The 18194-nt window shown below is 39.4% G+C and carries 17 protein-coding genes, 1 pseudogene and 1 riboswitch; of the genes and pseudogenes, 9 read left to right on the forward strand and 9 right to left on the reverse strand.

Going from position 1 to position 18194, the window contains the following annotated elements:
* The first annotated feature begins 135 nt into the window (after positions 1–135).
* The 7 genes and pseudogenes from M3183_RS07415 to M3183_RS07445 all read left to right on the forward strand — a co-directional run bounded on the left by M3183_RS07415 (position 136) and on the right by M3183_RS07445 (position 6743).
* The gene (locus M3183_RS07415) at positions 136–1521 is read left to right on the forward strand and encodes a YheC/YheD family endospore coat-associated protein (protein ID WP_251468092.1); all 1386 of its coding nucleotides are present in this window, start codon (positions 136–138) and stop codon (positions 1519–1521) included.
* Entirely contained in the window at positions 1518–2621 is a 1104-nt protein-coding gene (locus M3183_RS07420) for a YheC/YheD family endospore coat-associated protein (RefSeq protein WP_251468094.1), read from the forward strand. The genes M3183_RS07415 and M3183_RS07420 overlap by 4 nt, the downstream gene beginning before the upstream one ends.
* Positions 2599–3963, forward strand: a complete 1365-nt coding sequence (locus M3183_RS07425; RefSeq protein ID WP_251468095.1) for a YheC/YheD family endospore coat-associated protein — start codon at positions 2599–2601, stop codon at positions 3961–3963. Before M3183_RS07420 ends, M3183_RS07425 begins: the two co-directional genes overlap by 23 nt.
* The gene (locus tag M3183_RS07430) at positions 3960–4985 is read left to right on the forward strand and encodes a YheC/YheD family endospore coat-associated protein (RefSeq protein ID WP_251468097.1); all 1026 of its coding nucleotides are present in this window, start codon (positions 3960–3962) and stop codon (positions 4983–4985) included. Before M3183_RS07425 ends, M3183_RS07430 begins: the two co-directional genes overlap by 4 nt.
* Before the next feature lie 71 nt (positions 4986–5056).
* On the forward strand, positions 5057–5266 hold the full coding sequence (locus M3183_RS07435) for a YheE family protein (RefSeq protein ID WP_251468212.1): 210 nt from the start codon (positions 5057–5059) through the stop codon (positions 5264–5266).
* Between the two features lie 64 nt (positions 5267–5330).
* Positions 5331–5522 carry a hypothetical protein gene (locus M3183_RS07440; protein WP_251468099.1) on the forward strand — a complete coding sequence of 64 codons (192 nt, stop codon included), beginning with the start codon at positions 5331–5333 and terminating at the stop codon, positions 5520–5522.
* 130 nt (positions 5523–5652) lie between these two features.
* Positions 5653–6743 (forward strand): annotated as a pseudogene (locus tag M3183_RS07445) (ABC transporter ATP-binding protein).
* Positions 6744–6773: 30 nt separating this feature from the next.
* On the opposite strand, the gene M3183_RS07450 reads toward M3183_RS07445, so the two are convergent.
* Positions 6774–7016, reverse strand: a complete 243-nt coding sequence (locus M3183_RS07450) for a hypothetical protein (protein ID WP_251468101.1) — start codon at positions 7014–7016, stop codon at positions 6774–6776.
* Between the two features lie 293 nt (positions 7017–7309).
* Here M3183_RS07450 and M3183_RS07455 point away from each other — a divergent pair, with 293 nt between their 5' ends.
* On the forward strand, positions 7310–7513 hold the full coding sequence (locus M3183_RS07455; RefSeq protein ID WP_251468103.1) for an alpha/beta-type small acid-soluble spore protein: 204 nt from the start codon (positions 7310–7312) through the stop codon (positions 7511–7513).
* Between the two features lie 82 nt (positions 7514–7595).
* Here M3183_RS07455 and fumC read toward each other — a convergent pair whose 3' ends face one another.
* Both fumC and M3183_RS07465 read right to left on the reverse strand, forming a co-directional pair.
* Positions 7596–8975 carry a class II fumarate hydratase gene (gene fumC / locus M3183_RS07460; protein WP_251468105.1) on the reverse strand — a complete coding sequence of 460 codons (1380 nt, stop codon included), beginning with the start codon at positions 8973–8975 and terminating at the stop codon, positions 7596–7598.
* 358 nt (positions 8976–9333) lie between these two features.
* Entirely contained in the window at positions 9334–9648 is a 315-nt protein-coding gene (locus M3183_RS07465) for a YbjQ family protein (RefSeq protein ID WP_251468107.1), read from the reverse strand.
* Between the two features lie 156 nt (positions 9649–9804).
* On the opposite strand from M3183_RS07465, the gene M3183_RS07470 reads away from it, so the two are divergent.
* Positions 9805–10719, forward strand: coding sequence for a nuclease-related domain-containing protein (locus M3183_RS07470; RefSeq protein ID WP_251468109.1), 915 nt, complete (start codon positions 9805–9807; stop codon positions 10717–10719).
* A gap of 1036 nt (positions 10720–11755) precedes the next feature.
* Here M3183_RS07470 and M3183_RS07475 read toward each other — a convergent pair.
* The 6 genes from M3183_RS07475 to thiT all read right to left on the reverse strand — a co-directional run bounded on the left by M3183_RS07475 (position 11756) and on the right by thiT (position 17996).
* Complete coding sequence (locus M3183_RS07475) at positions 11756–13837, reverse strand: transglycosylase domain-containing protein (RefSeq protein ID WP_251468111.1); 2082 nt, start codon at positions 13835–13837, stop codon at positions 11756–11758.
* A gap of 100 nt (positions 13838–13937) precedes the next feature.
* Complete coding sequence (locus M3183_RS07480) at positions 13938–14405, reverse strand: helix-turn-helix transcriptional regulator (protein ID WP_251468113.1); 468 nt, start codon at positions 14403–14405, stop codon at positions 13938–13940.
* A gap of 417 nt (positions 14406–14822) precedes the next feature.
* Positions 14823–14978 (reverse strand): FeoB-associated Cys-rich membrane protein, encoded by a 156-nt coding sequence (locus M3183_RS07485; RefSeq protein WP_251468115.1) that lies wholly within the window; start codon positions 14976–14978, stop codon positions 14823–14825.
* A 20-nt stretch (positions 14979–14998) separates the two neighbouring features.
* Positions 14999–17002, reverse strand: coding sequence for a ferrous iron transport protein B (feoB, locus tag M3183_RS07490; protein WP_251468117.1), 2004 nt, complete (start codon positions 17000–17002; stop codon positions 14999–15001).
* Positions 17002–17226 carry a FeoA family protein gene (locus M3183_RS07495; protein WP_251468119.1) on the reverse strand — a complete coding sequence of 75 codons (225 nt, stop codon included), beginning with the start codon at positions 17224–17226 and terminating at the stop codon, positions 17002–17004. The genes feoB and M3183_RS07495 overlap by 1 nt, the downstream gene beginning before the upstream one ends.
* Positions 17227–17402: 176 nt before the next feature.
* Positions 17403–17996 carry an energy-coupled thiamine transporter ThiT gene (gene thiT, locus M3183_RS07500; protein WP_251468121.1) on the reverse strand — a complete coding sequence of 198 codons (594 nt, stop codon included), beginning with the start codon at positions 17994–17996 and terminating at the stop codon, positions 17403–17405.
* Between the two features lie 70 nt (positions 17997–18066).
* Positions 18067–18172, reverse strand: a riboswitch (TPP riboswitch).
* Positions 18173–18194 lie beyond the last annotated feature (22 nt).

Genomic DNA, 18194 nt, shown 5'->3' on the forward strand with positions numbered 1-18194 from the left:
TTTATAAATCCTTACAACTATACCAAATTATTCAGCAAATGGCCAGAATGTTCAAATCACCTTCTATCCTTCCATTACATACATTACTATATCCAACAAATGCCCATAGGCAGAGTTTAAGAATGAGGAATGCTTATGCCAACCACGATTACACCGGTTACTGTATCCAGTAGAAAACCAGCAAATGAACATGACCGGCTTATTCAAATGTCTAGTGCATTGATAAAGCAGTTAAATTTAAGCGAAAGAAAAACCATTTATATTTCCCTTGGCAAAACAATAGCAATCTTAAACATTCAAGCTATCGACAAATCAGGAAATGAAATTATTCTACCGGAAAATGTTTTAGAAAGTTTTCGTCTTCCGATTCAAACATATAAATTTCAAGCTCATTATTTGTCTGAGACAAATACGTTGAAGCTTGGACCAGTCATTGCGCTGCTGACAAATTTCAGTTTCAAAGAAAATGAGGAACCCAATTTTCGTTCCGTTCACAAGTTTTGTGAGGAGCTTGATCAAGTCATAAAAGGGAATAGCGGCTTTTTTTATGTATTTTCTTTTGACCAATTTTTAGCAAAAGGATACTATCTCCATGATGAAAAATGGATCCCTGGGGAACTGCCAATACCTGATGTCATTTACAACAGGATTCATTCACGAAAACTGGAACAAACCAATGGATTTATACAGTTCCGCAAAGATCTGGAATTGTTCTTGATTCCACTATTTAATGACCGTTTTCTTTCAAAATGGGAGGTTTATGAACAGATTCATCATGAAAAAAGCATTCTATCATCCATTCCCGAAACACAAATTTTTTCGAAAGAAAATTTATATGATCTTGCCCAAAAATATGAGACAGTTTTTATCAAACCTATCCACGGGAGCCAAGGAAGAAACATTATTAAATTATGCAGAGAAAAAGATAACCGTTATATGTTCCAGTCTTCATTACAAACTGGGCAGGAGCTGTCACAAACAGAATTTCCCCTTGAAGAAATATATGAGCATTTAAAGCCAATCCTTCAAAACCGTATTTATATTGTTCAACAGGGGATTTCTTTTCTAACAAAAGATTTACGGCCAATGGATTTTAGGGTCCTATGCCATAAAAGCAGTCCAAATCAGTGGGGTATTACCTCCATTGTCGCAAGGATTGGAGCTGAACAGGAATTTGTCAGCAACCTGGCACGAGGCGGCACCATTATGCGTCCATTAGAAGCCCTTAGTGAAAGTATGGGTATAAAGAAAGCAAAAAAGACTATATCAAAGATTAAAGAATTAGCGTTAGAAATAGCTTCGTCTATAAGTTCCAGTACACAAGGAATTATCGGCGAGCTTGGCATTGATATTGGAGTGGACATAAAAGGAAAGCCTTGGTTAATCGAAGTGAACTCGAAACCTTCTAAGTCATTTGAAGAGAACGAGGGAAAAATCAGACCATCTGCAAAAGCAATCATCCAATTCTGCACAACGCTAGTCTTTGAAATCGCATCTGGAAAGGAAGGCTTAAACAAATGATTGCTTTTGGAATTATGACATTAACACCGGATAGTGAAACATCCTATCTTACAGAAATCGCCAAAACGGCAAAATCATTGGGAATAGAATGCTTGCGGTTTGTCCCATCTGACATCAATCCACATACACAAAGAGTGCGTGGAAAAAAATTTGATAATAACAAAAACCAATGGGTGGATGATGAATTTGCCATCCCATCTATCCTTTACGACCGCTGTTTTTATGGTGACGATGAACATTCCAAACAGTGTCTGCCCATTGTTACGTGGCTGAAGAGCAGGAGGGATATAACCTTTTTAGGGTATGGCCTGCCCAATAAACTTGAACTCTATGAATCTTTAAAGGATACCGTGCTGTCTCCCTATTTGCCTCCAACCCTTTTTGCAGCAGATACAGACATCATTTTAAAAGAACTGGATGCAAGAAATAAAGTTATTTTAAAACCAATCAATGGAGCACAAGGTTACGGGATCTATTATTTAAAAAAGAGCGCCAAAAATTATCACGTTAAAACCGAAAAGCAAAAACAAATTATTTCGCGTATTTTTCCAAATGAAGTTAAGCTTCTAAAGTGGTTGAAGCCATTAATAAAAAATAGAAAATATCTCTTGCAGCCATACCTTGAATTATTTAATCAGGATCTGCAGCCTTTTGATGTTCGCATTTTGCTGCAAAAAAATGAAAAAGGAAATTGGAGTGAACGCGGCCGGGGAATCCGTTTTGGAACTACCGGCGGGCTTCTGTCCAACTTAAGCAACGGTGGAACAGCATCTTCCTTTCAGGAATGGACCGCGTCTCTTCCGACAGCAAAAGCTGACTACATTCGTTCAGAATTAGACTACATTCTTGATAAACTTCCTGGATTACTTGAAGATAAATTTCTTCCATTATTTGAAATTGGAGTTGATATCGGAATCGCTAGAAATGGCTCTATTTGGATTCTTGACCTTAATTCTAAACCAGGCAGGAAGGTTGTATTACAGACATCACCAGAAGTAAAAGAAACTCTTTTCCATGCCCCGCTTCTATATGCAAAAAATCTTTTTGGTATGGAACCACAGGAAAGGAAGAGCTTTTATGAAAAAACGTTATTTCATTGAAGTTGTCCAGAATGACCAATTAATTGTTTTCTGCCCCAAATCCTTAATCGAGAACAAGGTCATTAAACGTATAGCTTTTGGCTCTAATTCAATGGAAGTGGAATTTTATCCTCATCCAGACAAAAGCGATCGAATTGTGATCAGTAAAGAAATTCAGCAAACACTGCAATTTCCAAACCTTCGTATCCCGCTGCATGTGTTTCTTGAAAATGAAGTTCTTACCATTGGACCGCTTGTCGGCATATTCACATCTGGGTTTACCCAGGTCCCAGAACGGCCCATTGGGGAGAGAACATTGTTTTTTTCGAAGCTTTTGTCTGTAAACAAACAGGTTGGTGCACTTGCATTTCTTTTTGGGGAGCAGCAAATTGATTGGGAACAAGGCTGTATTGAAGGATATTTTTATCACCAAAATAAATGGAACAAAGTGGAAGTACCCTTTCCAAATGTCATTTACGATCGCCTGCCAAACCGCCGCAGCGAAAACAACCCGAAACTTAGAAAAGTAAGAGAAAGACTGCAAAGAGAATATCTCATACCTTGGTATAATCCTGGTTTCTTTAACAAGCTTGATGTCTATGAAAGGCTGCTGCAGGATGGGTCGGTTGAAAAATTCCTTCCTGAAACCCACCCTTTCACCTCTTTCTCATTAATCGAAACAATGTTGTCAAAATATGGGCACGTTTATATTAAACCTAAAAACGGAAGTCTTGGTTTAGGCATTCACCAAGTTATTTATGATAAGCATTCAAATGAATACTATTGTCGATATCAGGAAAAAGCAGAGGTAAACCGGCTGCTGAAATTTCACAGCCTAGAGAAATTATTTGAAGTGGTGTTCGACAAACAGCCGTTGGATAGGATGATTGTTCAACAAGGTATTCATTTACTTAGAATTGATCAGCGTGCTGTTGATTTTCGTGTCCATACCAACAAAGATGGAGATGGCCATTGGCAGGTAAGCGCTATTGCCGCAAAAATTGCAGGGCAAGGAAGTGTTACAACACATAAGCGGACTGGCGGCGTCATTAAAACAATACAGGAAATTTTCCCGCATGAAAAATATGTTGAATTTAAAGAAAAGCTGGAAAAAGCAGCACTTCTCCTAAGCACTGCACTAGAACACAATATGGAAGGAATAATTGGAGAAATTGGCTTTGATTTAGGAATAGATAGACACGGAGATGTATGGCTTTTTGAGGCAAATTCCAAACCAGGAAGATCTATCTTCACCCATCCAGAACTAAAGGCGTTTGATTTATTAACCCGAAAACTATCTATCGCCTATGCTGTCTTTCTGGCGGAAAAAGCGTTATTGCATCCTGAGGAACTATACAAATGAACAAACTGCCTCTTATTGGAATTTTAACCTCAAAAAAAGCAAATGGCGCCATTGCTGGAAATGGACCATTGTTTAAAAGCCTGCAAGAGAAGCTTATTTCACTTGGTGGAATAAGCTTTGTCTTTACTATCGAGGATGTTAATGAAGAATTCATTCATGGGTATCAATATTTACCAGAGATCAATAATTGGGTTAAAAAGCCATTTCCCTTTCCTGACCTTGTTTACAACCGTGTCCCATTCCGGACAGCAGAGCAGCAGGACGAAATTCAAAATTTCTTCTGTTTTTTAAAAAAGAATGACATCCCTTATTTTAATCCCTGTTTTATCAATAAATACCAACTTTATCAATGTTTTAAAAACCATTCTGAAATTAAAAAGTTTTTGCCTGAAACGGTACTCGTTGAGGGCAAACAAAATCTATTTCACTTTTTAGAAACTCATTCTTCCATTTACTTAAAGCCGTCAAACTCTTCGCGGGGAAAAGGGATTTACCGCCTCAACCTTCTTTCCTCTTCAGTTATTCAAGTAACAGGACGAAAGAAACAGAAAGAATATGAGACATTTCATGATTTTTGGCAGGATTGGCAGGAGAAACTTCTTTATAAAAACTATTTAGCCCAAGAGGAAATTCAATCGGCAGAATATATGGGGTCACGGTTTGATTTTCGCATTCTCGCCCATGCAGAAGGATCTGATTATTCGTTAACCGGGGTTGGCATCCGGCAATCACAAAAGCAGGATGTTACCACCCATATTCCTTCAGGTGGAAGGCTTTTGCCATATGAGATGCTTCAATCTCCTGAACACGACCAATTTATCCAAACTATTATCCCGCTGATTGGCAGGGCACTATCCGAACAGTTTGGTTTTTTTGGTGAATTTTCCGTCGATGCAGGTGTAAGCAAAACAGGTAAATATTATATTTATGAAGTAAACTCTAAACCCATGAGCTTTGATGAACCCGACATTGAAGCAGAAAAAGTCAACAATCTCTGCCGCTTATTTTTCGAACTTATTTAAAAATTGTATTTCAATCATCCCCCCAAACAGGTAATCTAATTGTAGATGCTCGATTTAGGGGGATGAAGACTTTGCTCATGCATTTTCAATTTAAACCATTATTTAAAAATAAAAACATGCCTGGCTGGAATATTTCTTTTTATCATAAGAAACAAAGATATACTGGAATTTATCATCAAACAGGGAAAATAGAATGGACATCTACCCCGCCAAAACAAGAAGATATTGAGGCATTAACTAGTCAGATTCACGAATTAATGCTTTTCCATGTTTATGAATAACCCTGAATGAAATTAACTCCTTTCCACACAATAATAATATTCATTTTTGGAAAGGATGATGGCAATGAACAAGAATAAGGAAAATCGTGTTGTACAAGGTTCTATGTATGAAGGCAGAGATCAAGCTTATATGGATATTGACAGAATGATTAATGAAGGAATGTCTGGCGGTTCCGTCCACATGCGCCATGATACAACAAATATTGAAGAAGCGCGTGATCTTGTAGAAGAAGAACCGCCATATGACGCGGAATAAAAGCCATTCATTGACTGAGCCGAAACAAGGCTCAGTTTTTTTGTTACAATGAAAGCAATAGAAACCCAGGACAAATGAAAATTCAACCAAACAGTAGTTATGAAAATGGCTGAATTAATATTCAGACCACATTTATAAAATTTATGATAATAAAGTAACAGCTGTTTCAATTTTAATTTACATATTAAAGATCAGGAGTTTATTGTTTTAGTCGGGCCGTCCGGTTGCGGGAAATCGACGACATTAAGAATGATTGCCGAACTGGAGAAAATAACGAAGGGCCATTTCTATATGGACGGGAAGCGTGTAAACGATGCAGCTGCAAAAGACCGTGATATGGCAATGGTATTTCAAAACTATGCCCTTTATCCGCATATGACAGTTTATCAAAATATGGCCTATGGGTTAAAGCAAGGGAAGTTTTCTCAAGAAGAAATTGACCAGCGTGTCAAAGTTGCGGCAAAAACACTTGGATTGGAACCACATTTATACCATAAACCTAAGGTATTATCAGGCTGGCAGTGCCAGCGTGTGGCATTAGCCGTGCAATTGTACGGGACGCGAAAGTTTTTTTAATGGACGAGCCATTGTAAATCTTGATGCCAAGCTTCGCGTGCAAATGCGTGCTGAAATTGCCAAGCTCCACCGCCGCTTGAATACTACAACCATTTATGTAACCCATGACCAGACAGAAGCAATGACCATGGCGACCCGGCTGGTAGTAATGAAGGAAGGAGCCATTCAGCAAATTGGCTCTCCAAAAGAGGTTTACGAGAATCCAGATAATGAGTTTGTTGGCGGTTTTATTAGATCACCTGCAATGAATTTTTTTATGGCAAGCTGGAAGATGGCAAGTTTATTATTGGCAAAACTGTTATTAATGTATCAGATGGTAAAATGAAATTCCTAAGCCAGCAAGGGTATGTTGGAAAATCGGTGATTCTTGGTATCCGACCGGAGGATATTCATGCTGAGCATGCATTCATCGAAACTTCGTCAACGGCTTTCATTACAATAAGAATTGATGCTGTGGAATTAACTGGAGCTGAATTAATGGTCTATTCCTGCATTGACAGCCAAAATTTAAAGGTTCGTCTTGATTCTCATGCATCTGTAAAATCTGGAGATACATTAGGATCTGCCTTAGATTTAAATAAAGCTCACTTCTTTGATATTGATACAGAAGTCAGAATCCGGCCATTTAATGACAATCAATTTTAACAGAAAAAAGCTCCGCTTTCATGACGGGGCTTATTCTTTTATAAAGATGACTTCATCTTTTTGACATATAGGACAGCGATATAAATGTGCACATTTATGACCAGAATTATTATCTGGATACCCATCTTCAAGCTTCATCAAATCAATTTCCATGTATGGACTATAATCATCATAATAATCCATCACCTTCCCGCTTTCTATCATTGAATGACCGCAATTAGAGCAAATTAAGAAAACTTCACGTAAACCATTACATACTGGGCATATCGGCATTCTTTTCATCCTTTTATATTGTTTTTCATAGTTTGCGTCACTTTATGATCCCTATGTAATGGAATAAATTACTAAGTAATCTTTCGAATAGGAAGTGGTGATTTATCCATAATAATGATTACAAACAGCAATTACATCAGTGGATGAAACCAAAACAGGGTTTAAACCGGTGCAACTCCGGTTCATCCAGCCAAACCTTTATACCACGGGTTAGGCCAAAGCGGCAAGGTGTTAAACCAATATGGTGCAATTCCATACTAACCCCAAACTTATTAAGAGGAGTGTTATACAACATGGCTAGTAACAACAACTCTAATCAACTTTTAGTACCAGGAGTACAAGAAGCACTTAACCAAATGAAGTACGAGATTGCTCAAGAGTTCGGTGTAAACCTTGGTGCAGACACTACTTCTCGTGCTAACGGATCTGTTGGAGGAGAAATCACTAAGCGTTTAGTATCAATGGCTGAATCTCAACTTGGTGGCTTCCAACGTTAATAAGCAACCCCTTTTTATAACAAATAAATAATATGGCCTAAGCCCCCTCTCCTTGAGGGGGCTTTCAATTTTGGTATATCTTTTAGACCATTTTTTCAGGCTGGACCCATTCATCAAACTCAGCTTCTGTTAAGTAACCGGTTTTAATTGCTGCTTCCTTCAATGTACTATTTTCTTTAAACGCCAGTTTCGCAATTTCAGCCGCTTTCTCATAACCAATGTGCGGATTTAAAGCTGTCACAAGCATTAACGACTGTTTTACAAGCTTATCAATCACTTCAATGTTAGCTTCAATTCCAATTGCACAGTTCGTATTAAAGGAACGAATACTGTCAGAAAGCAGCTGGACAGATTGGATAAAGTTATAAATAATGACTGGTTTAAAGACATTCAATTCAAAATTACCTTGGCTTGCTGCAAAACCAATTGCTGTATCATTTCCAAACACTTGACAGACGACCATTGTCAAGGCTTCACTTTGTGTCGGATTTACCTTTCCAGGCATAATAGAGCTTCCCGGTTCATTAGCCGGAATCGTTAATTCCCCTATTCCGCTTCTTGGACCGCTTGCCAGCCAGCGTACATCATTGGCAATTTTCATTAAATCTGCAGCCAATCCCTTTAAGGCCCCATGAACGTGAACGATTTCGTCATGGCTGGTTAAGGCATGAAATTTATTTTTCGAGGAGCGGAATGGATACCCAGTCAGTTTTGCAATCTCTTCGGCCGTTTTTATACTAAACTCTGGTCCAGCATTAATCCCCGTCCCGACCGCTGTCCCGCCAATCGCTAAATCTAATAGGTGTCCTGCTGCCTCTTTAATCATGGATTCACTCTTTTCAAGCATAAACCGCCAGCCGCTAATTTCCTGCCCAAGTGTTAAAGGCGTCGCATCTTGAAGATGTGTTCTTCCAATTTTTACAATCCCAGCAAAAGCTTTTTCTTTCTCAAGCAATGTATTTCTTAACTCTTCTATTGCTGGCAGCAGATTTTCTACAATTTTTATATAACCGGCAATATGCATAGCGGTTGGAAAAGTATCATTTGAACTTTGCGACATGTTCACATCATCATTTGGGTGAATCCGTTCATTTACTTTTTGCTCGCTTAGCCAATTGTTTGCCCGGTTTGCGATCACCTCATTTACATTCATATTCGCCTGTGTACCGCTTCCGGTCTGCCAGACAGCCAGAGGAAAATGGTCATCATACTTTCTATTTAAAATATCATCACAAACATTTTGAATGGCATCTCTTTTAACCTCATTCAGTTTTCCTAATTGAACATTAACATGGGCTGCAGCCTTTTTTATATAAGTTAATCCATAAATCAGTTCCAGCGGAATTTTCTCGGCACCTATTTGGAAGTTTTGCTTGCTCCTTTGTGTTTGTGCTCCCCAAAATTTATCAGCAGGTACTTGAACTTCTCCTAGTGTATCCTTTTCAACTCTAAAATTTTCCATAAATAACCCTCCATTTCTTACCCTCCATTATATATACCCAATTTTAACCACTTTATTAAAATTTTAAAAAAAGAAAAAGCCGCAGACCTTTGCCTGCAGCTTAACGTGATGAGAAAAGTGTATACCCGATATAATAAGATAGAACTAATACACTTCCAATGGCCAGCACAATTGAATAATCCGTCATTTTGCCCACCCCATAAGATTAATGTTAAACACTTTTAACCTTATCATGGGATAGGCTTTTTTTAAGTGATAAAAATTACACTTCTGCATTTAGATAGTGAAGTTTTTGTGAACTTTTTGGAAGAGTTTCTCAGAACTTCTTTTGCTCTATTTCAACAATTAATTTAAGTTTTTATTCTACCCAGACGGCTGTTCCGTAAGCGATAATTTCGGAGGCCCCCTGCATTACGGAGCTAGATTGCAGTCTCATCCCCACTATAGCATTGGCACCTGCATTCTCTGCTTCCTCCATCATTCTTTCAATTGCTTTCTCTCTGGCATCATTCAGCATATCTGTATATTCTTTGATCTCTCCGCCAACAATGGTCTTCAACCCTGCCATAAAATCCTTGCCAATATGCTTTGATTGAACCGTGCTGCCTTTTACCATGCCAATCACATCTTTAATTTCTTTCCCTGAAATCGAATCTGTTGTTACAAGAATCATTTCTAACACCCCTCTGCCTCGTTTGATACTATTTTACTAAGTATCCGTCCGGTTTAATATCTCTTTTTTTGAAATGTTAAAAAATATCTTTTTTAAGCCATGCCATTGTAATAAAATGAATGTAGGATTTCATCATTTAAAGGAAGGTGATAACTTTTGCCCCATGTTAGAAAACAAAGGAATATTCCAAAAGACTTATTGGTTCTGCGTCATTTAAACTGTCGAATGAAACTATTGGACCAGGATAAGAAACACTACTTTAGCGGTGAAAAAGGTTTGGAAGGAGAACTCAAATTTGATCAATTAACAGAAAACCTGCACAGTGAATGTATCATTATTAATGGGTTGCTGTTAAAGGTCGACAACAACTTTTTTCAAATTGACACCTTGATCATTTTTCAAAAAGCCATTTATCTGATTGATGTTAAAAATTATGAAGGAGATTATCAATTTGATGCCAAGCATCTTCAGCATATTAAATCTGAAAAAATCATAAAAGATCCGTTTATTCAACTGCAGCGATGTGAAACACTGCTTCACCAATTACTCCAACAGCTGGGATTCCACTACCAAGTTGAGTCATATCTCGTGTACATAAACCCCGAGTTTACCTTGTATCAAGCTCCACAAAACCCGTCGGTTATTTTTCCTACACAAATAAAATCATTTTTTAAGAAATTAAATACAGTTCCCTCGAAGTTAACAAACGGACATGAAAATCTGGCAGATTTATTAATTTCGATGGATTTAGGGGATTATCCCTTCCCGCAGCTTCCTGTCTATAAATATGAGCAGCTAGATAAGAGAATTATTTGTCCTTGTTGCTGGGGGGTTATGTTTGCCGAAAATGATATGAAACTGAAGTGTGATAAATGTGGATTTGAGGAAAATGTGGATAAGGCAGTTTTGCGATGTGTAAAGGAATTTAAGATATTATTTCCGGATTGGAAAATCACAACTAATATAATTTTTGAGTGGTGCAGTATTGTTAGATCTAAAAGAACAATTAGGAGAATCCTGCAAAAATATTATCAACCTTGCGGGCAAGGTAAACATTGTTACTATATATGAATGATTAGGACGCGCTCGAGATGAGTTTTTCCTTTTTCGCGTACTTAGAGCCTCTCTTAGTGCGCGTTTTCCCTTTTTTCCTTTTCCAGCGCGCTCTTTGAACTCCTCTTAGGACGCGCTCGAGATGAGTTTTTCCTTTTTCGCGTACTTTGAGCCTCTCTTGGTGCGCGTTTTCCCTTTTTTCCTCTTCCAGCGCGCTCTTTGAACTCCTCTTAGGACGCGCCGGAGATGGGTTTTTCCTTTATCGCGTACTTTGAGCCTCTCTTGGTGCGCGTTTCCCCTTTTTTCCTTTTCCAGCGCGCTCTTTGAACTCCTCTTAGGACGCGCCGGAGATGGGTTTTTCCTTCATCGCGTACTTTGAGCCTCTCTTAGTGCGCGTTTTCCCTTTTTTCCTTTTCCAGCGCGCTCTTTGAACTCCTCTTAGGACGCGCTCGAGATGATTTTTTCCTTTATTGCGTACTTTGAGCCTCTCTTAGTGCGCGTTTTCCCTTTTTTCCTTTTCAGGCGCGCTCTTTGAACTCCTCTTAGGACGCGCTCGAGATGAGTTTTTCCTTTATCGCGTCCTTTAAGCCTCTCTTAGTGCGCGTTTTCCCTTTTTTCCTTTTCAGGCGCGCTCTTTGAACTCCTCTTAGGACGCGCCGGAGATGTTTTTTTCCTTTATCGCGTACTTTGAGCCTCTCTTAGTGCGCGTTTTCCCTTTTTTCCTTATCCAGCGCGCTCTTTGAACTCCTCTTAGGACGCGCTCGAGATGATTTTTTCCTTTATCGCGTCCTTTAAGCCTCTCTTAGTGCGCGTTTTCCCTTTTTTCCTTTTTTCCTTTTCCAGCGCGCTCTTTGAACTCCTCTTGGGACGCGCTCGAGTTGGGTTTTTCCTTCATCGCGTACTTTGAGCCTTTCTTAGTGCGCATTGGTGATGGTATACACTTAATCATTCGTACCATCAACAGCCTTGACCCTTACATTCTATATATTTTTTTCCTATTGTCACGAAGCATAAAACATTATTTAGATATAGACTGTTTTAATTTTAAAACTAGTTACTCATCACGCCCATGTCCATGGCCCTTCCCCTTATTCTTTTCCTTTTCCTTCCCTTTCCCCTTATCTTTCTCCAGCTTTTTCTTCAGATTTTCCTTTTGTTTATTCCATTTTTCTTCCCACTTATGAATTTCGTTATTAAAGTTTTGTTGGAAGTTTTCATAGATTTTTTCTTTTTCTCTTTTTTCAGCTAATGGAGCGATATGGGGAACGTTGAAGCTTTGGACTGGTAAGTTTTTTAAGGCCTCACTCATCGCTTCGCGGAATACCACGGATGCTCCTGTACCGCTGGCAGGTGTTATATAATGTTTGGCATCTGTTTTGTCATAGCCTACCCAAAATGCACCAACTAGCTGCGGGGTATAGCCGACAAACCACTGGTCCTTCAATCCATTGATTCCTTCAATTGGTACTTGGGTGGAACCCGTTTTTCCGGCTGTTTCACGTCCAGGGATTTGCGCTGCTTTTCCGGTTCCATCCTCCACTACACCAAGAAGCATTGTTGTCATGTCATCGGAAACCGCCTTTGTGGTGACTCGCATGCCTTTTCCCTTCCACTCCGCGACAACATTTCCGTTAGCATCTACAATTTTTTTAATAACATGTGATTCATACCGAATACCTTTGTTTGGAAAAACTGAAAAAGCTTCAGCCATATCAATTGGAGCGATTCCTTTATGCAAGCCCCCCAATGCAACAGCTAAATTCCGATCTTCTTGATCTAAAGAAATGCCAAAGCGTTTCACGGCGTCTAACCCTTTTTCAAGTCCAATTTCATTTAGGAGCCAGACGGCAGAGACATTTTTTGATTCTTTTACAGCCTCATACATTGGCACTTCTCCCTCATATTGAAAATCATAGTTATCAGGCTGATAATTGCCAAAGCTCATCTTCTCATCTTTTAGCATGTCGGTAATTTTCCATCCTTCTTCAAGTGCAGGAGTATAGACCGCCAGCGGCTTAAAAGAGGAGCCTGGCTGTGCTGTTAACTGTGTTGCACGGTTATAGCCTCTAAAGGTATGTTTACCGCGCCCGCCGACGAGAGCTCTAACCCCGCCGGTCTTAGGATCAAGTAAAATCCCCCCGCTCTGAACGAGTTTATCACTTCCCGCCGGAAACAATTCGTCCCGTTGATAAGTGTCTTCCATAGCTGTCTGCATGTGCGGGTCTAGTTCTGTATAAATTTTAAAACCGCCTGTCAGCAGTTCATCCTGAGTAAAACCATACTTGTTGATGGCTTCAGCTAAGACTTGGTCGACATAATATGGATATTTCCCGCGAAATGGGTCACTGCCCTTATCATTTAAGAGCATTTCATCATGTTTTGCTTTTTCATATTGATTTTCCGAAATGTACCCTTGCTCTTTCATTTGCATCAGGACAACATTCCGTCTTGCCATTGCTTTTTCCATATGATCATAAGGATTTAGAGCAGACGGTGCTTTAATCAGTCCGGCAAGCATTGCTGATTCACTTAGCGTGAGATTCTTCACATCTTTGGCGAAATATTTGCCGGCAGCTTCTTTTATTCCCCATGCCCCATCTCCAAAGTAAATTTGGTTTAAGTACATTTGCAGAATTTCCTGTTTGGTATATTCCCGGTCCACAGCCAAAGCCAAAAATACTTCTTCAAATTTTCTTCTCAATGTTTTTTGCGGTGTTAACAGTGTGTTTTTGATTAATTGCTGGGTGATAGTGCTGCCGCCCTCTGCCATTTCACCCGCTTTTAAGTCACGAACGAGAGCCCTTGATGTACCAATAATATCCACACCATTGTGGTGATAAAACCGTTTATCCTCAATTGCCACGACTGCGTTTTTAAGTGAATCCGGGACTACGCTGATTGGAACACCCTCATTCTTATTGGCTGATACTTTACTTGCTACTTTCCCGTTCAAGTCGTAAAAAACAGTTGGCTGGGGTATTTCATTTTTCAGCCCTGAAATATCTGCATCTTTTGAAAAATAATATAGTAATCCAAAAAAACCTAATATTATGATTAGTATTAATAACAGTATGACCTGAATGAAATGATTTTTTCGTAATGCTTTAAACATACTGCCTATTGCCTGCTTATTCATAGTGCCTCCTAGAAGTCTTGTTCATTAATGTAAGCACGTATAATTTTCGATCATTTGCTCACTTTTATGACGGTACCAGCGGAAAAGAAAAAAGACGGGATTAACCCGCCCCTTCTTTACCTTGTGTTAATTCTTTAAATCTCAGCCTTGATTGTTGTTCATCCAGACTGCTAAAAATCCGAAAGTTTTGTTCATCCAATATTCGAAAATGCTTGCTTAATATATTTTGCTGCAGGATGAATCCCTTTTTCTTCACCAGAACCTTCCACCAAACGCGGCCGCCGAGCGTTTTGGATTTACGAAAATCAATCCCTTCTCTGGCTACCGTTTCAATTACTTCAAGAGGTTCGCTGCCGAAGAGAAATTGAACCGTTTCTGCTTCCCTAAAAAGAGCACAAATTGCCACAACGGTGGACCAATTGGCAAGTACTCTTCCTTTTTCAATTTGAACAAGAGTTTTTTTAGATACGCCAATAATTTCAGCCATTTTATCCTGTGTATAACCAGCCTCTGTCCGAATTAGCCGAAGTTTATCAGAAACCTGTTGGATGATATCATCCCTGTTCATTTAAGACCCTTCCTTCAAGTAGCATCTAGTGTAATTTTACACAATCCATCCCATTTTTAAAAGTAGGCTATGTTAAACTCGGCTGATGATTTTCGCTCCACATGGAAGTCTTCGTCAGTATGGGCATCGCACGCCTAAAAGCGATAGCTTTTAGAAGGAGGCACAAGCGGTTCGCGGGTGTTCCGTGAAGCCTCGGCGCTAACGCCTGCGGGGTCTCCCCTGGCACGTACTCCCGCAGGACTGAATTGACATCTTTGAATCCGCCCACGCACGAAGGAAATGCGTGCTTTAGCATTTACGAGGAATCTTCGTGCCTTCCGCTGCAATCAACAGGGTTATAAAAAGTCAACACCACACTTTAACAAAGCCTAAAAGTAAAAGACTGCTGTCGTTTCCGGCAGCAGTCTTTTCAACCTATTAGCTTATTTTCGGAGGCAGGCCGCAGTCGCTTTTACACGAATTTTTCAATTCACATGCAGCACACTTTCCCTTTTTCGATTTATTGATAAACCTTACAAAAGCCCATGCAGCATATCCGAAAATAGCTGCGCCGAGAATGATGCTGGCAATCATACGATCATCTCCTCTAAAATTTAAACCAGCCCAAACAATTTACCACCCTGATAAATAATAAGTGATAAAACATATGCAATGAAAAGAGCATAAACGACTGAAAAAACAGTCCACTTTTTTGAACCGGTTTCTTTGTATATCGTTGCAGTTGTGGCTAAACAAGGAATGTACAGCAAAATAAACACCATGAAACTATACGCTGCAAGCGGTGTATAGTAATTAGCTAACAGTCCTTGAAGGCTTGAATCATTTGGAACAAAATAAATAATATTCATTGTGGCAATAATCGATTCCTTCGCCAAAAAGCCTGTAATTAAGGATGCAGCCGCCTGCCATGTGCCAAAACCGATTGGTGCAAGCAGCGGAGCAATTACACCGCCTATCATCGCTAAAAAGCTGTGGTCCATATCTACATCCAGACCGCCTGGTCCTGCATATGATAACAGCCAGATAAATACGGAACCGGCAAAAATAAATGTTCCAGCCTTTCTGATAAACCCTTTTGCTTTATCCCACGTACTGCGCCATAATGATTGAAACTGTGGCATCCTATATGGCGGCAATTCAATTACAAATAAAGAAGTCTCCGATTTTAATATAGTAGAAGAGAAAATTTTTGCTAGAATTAACGCCACAACAATTCCCAGGACATATAAACTTAAAACAATGAGTGCACGATGTCCTGCAAAGAATGCTCCTACAAATAAAGCATATACAGGAAGCCTTGCTGAACATGACATCAAAGGAGTCAGCAGAATCGTCAACAGACGCTCCTTTGGCGTTTCAATTGTTCGTGCTGCCATGATTCCCGGTACATTACAGCCAAAGCCGATAATCATCGGGATAAATGCCTTGCCGTTTAACCCAACAGATTCCATAATCCGGTCCATAACCAGGGCCACACGAGCCATATAGCCGGAATCTTCTAATAAGGATATAAAGAAGAACAAAATAAATATTTGCGGAACAAACACCAGCACCCCGCCGACTCCGGCAACTAGTCCTTCTATAATCAAGGCATGAATAAACGCAGATGCATGGATGGTTGTTAAAGCCGATTCAAAAAAGCCGGTAACCGGTCCAGTTAAAAGTGCGTCCAATGCATCTGATAATGGAGTTCCCACCCAATCAAACGTTAGCATGAACAAGAGATACATGAACATTAAGAAAATCGGTATTCCTAAGAATTTATTCGTGACAATCATGTCTATTTTTTCACTTAAAGGGACTACCGTACTTTTTTTAACTGCTGCCTCAGCGACAATTTTATCAATCGTTTCTTTTCTTTTTAAATAGATGAAATTAGATAATGATTTACTATTATACCGATTTTGCAGCTCAGCTTCTAGGGCTGAATGGATTTTGCTAAGTGTCACAGAGTCCGTAATTGTATGCAAATAATTTTTGACTTGTTCATTGCCTTCAAAATATTGAATGGCTAAAAATCGAAGGGACTGCTCTGTTTTCCCTTCGATTTCCTTTGATAAGGAGATAATCGCAGCCTCAACCTCTTTTCCATAATAAACGAGGTTCTTTTTAGCCGGTTCCACTGATTTTGTTGAAATGACATCAACAAGTTTGTCACAGCCCTTGCCGCTTCTTGCAACCACCGGGACAACAGGGACGCCAAGGAGACTGGAAAACTTCGATACATCTATTTGAATTCCGCGCTTATTTGCTACATCTATCATATTTAAGCCAATCAGAACAGGTCTTTCATATTCTAAGAGCTGTAATGTTAAATTTAAATTTCGTTCCAATTGAGAAGCATCCAAAATATTTAATAAACGGTCAACTGATTCATTTAAAAAGAAACTTGTTACAACACCTTCGTCCCTTGAAAGCGGGTTAAGTGTATAAACACCTGGTAAATCAATCAGGTGACCGATATTATTTTTAAAAACACCAACTTTTTTTTCAACCGTAACACCGCTCCAGTTGCCAACATACTCATAGGAACCTGTTAGATTATTAAACAACGATGTTTTTCCAGTATTCGGGTTACCAATGAGAGCGATTTCCATTATACCTTCACCACTTCCATTTGGACAGCTTCTTTCCGGCGAATGCCAATGCATTGGCCGCAGGATTCAATCATGATGGGCCCCCCGAACGGCATGACGCATTTTACACATACCTCGGTACCCTCTGTAATCCCTAAATCAAGGAGTCGTCTTTGTACAAGGTGATTAACATGTGAAAGATCAACGATTTTCCCTTTCTCTCCTGCTTTAAACGAAGTAAACATGAAATGATCACCTTTCTTAATTAAATGAGAATGATTCTCTTTTTCTATACTGTCATTTTAGCACGTTTTACGTGTATCTGTATAATAAATTTTTGACAATTATACGAAAAAAATAGGAAAGTCCTGGACCTTCCTATTTCTTATATAAGTTATATAAATCTTCATTAAACACAGTATTACGATTTAGATTCCTGTATAAGCATTCTCTTCGGCATTGCCCCGATAACAAGGACAACAATAATAGCACTGATCACAAAGCAAGGAAGCATATAAGTTCCATTATATAAGATGGAATAAAGCAAGACGGGCTGGCCTTTTGGTGCATATGCACCAAAAAAGACAACGCCGGTAAATACGTGACAAATATAGCGGAGCAAACTTCCAAGAAATGCCCCCAATATGGCATACGTAATCCAAGTTCCTCTTTTTCCTTGTTCATAGGACTGTTTGATTTGCCGGGCAAAAACTCCCGCTAAGCCGACCACTGTAAAGGCGACGAAATAATCGATGATTCCTTGTACAATTGTATAAAATTGTGCGAATCCAAGCACCACCTGTAAAAGGCCAAGGATAAATCCGGTAAGTGCACCGCCTTTGATTCCCCAGCGGTATGCCATTAGAAAAATTGGCACCATAGCAATGGAAATGGAACCTCCCTGCGGCCATATTTTTAGCGACATAATCCCGGCTAAAAAATCGAATAAGCAGGCCAGGGCTGAAAACACTGCCACTTCTGAAATAAATAATGTTCTGCTTCTTGTTTTTGTCACTCCAATATCCCCCCATTTTCCATAAAAAAAAGCAATGCAAACATAGGATTGTCCGCATTGCTTGATACTTCCATCAGCAAAACCACATCCCTACGCTAGTGTTAACTAACAGGTTCGAAGGGTTAGAACGAATTGTTCACTCTCAGCCGTTATATGCAGCTCCCCTTGTGGAACGTGCTATTAAATTCAAGTCCACTA

It is taken from the genome of Neobacillus mesonae (genome assembly GCF_023715155.1).
Classification (GTDB): domain Bacteria; phylum Bacillota; class Bacilli; order Bacillales; family Cytobacillaceae; genus Neobacillus; species Neobacillus mesonae_A.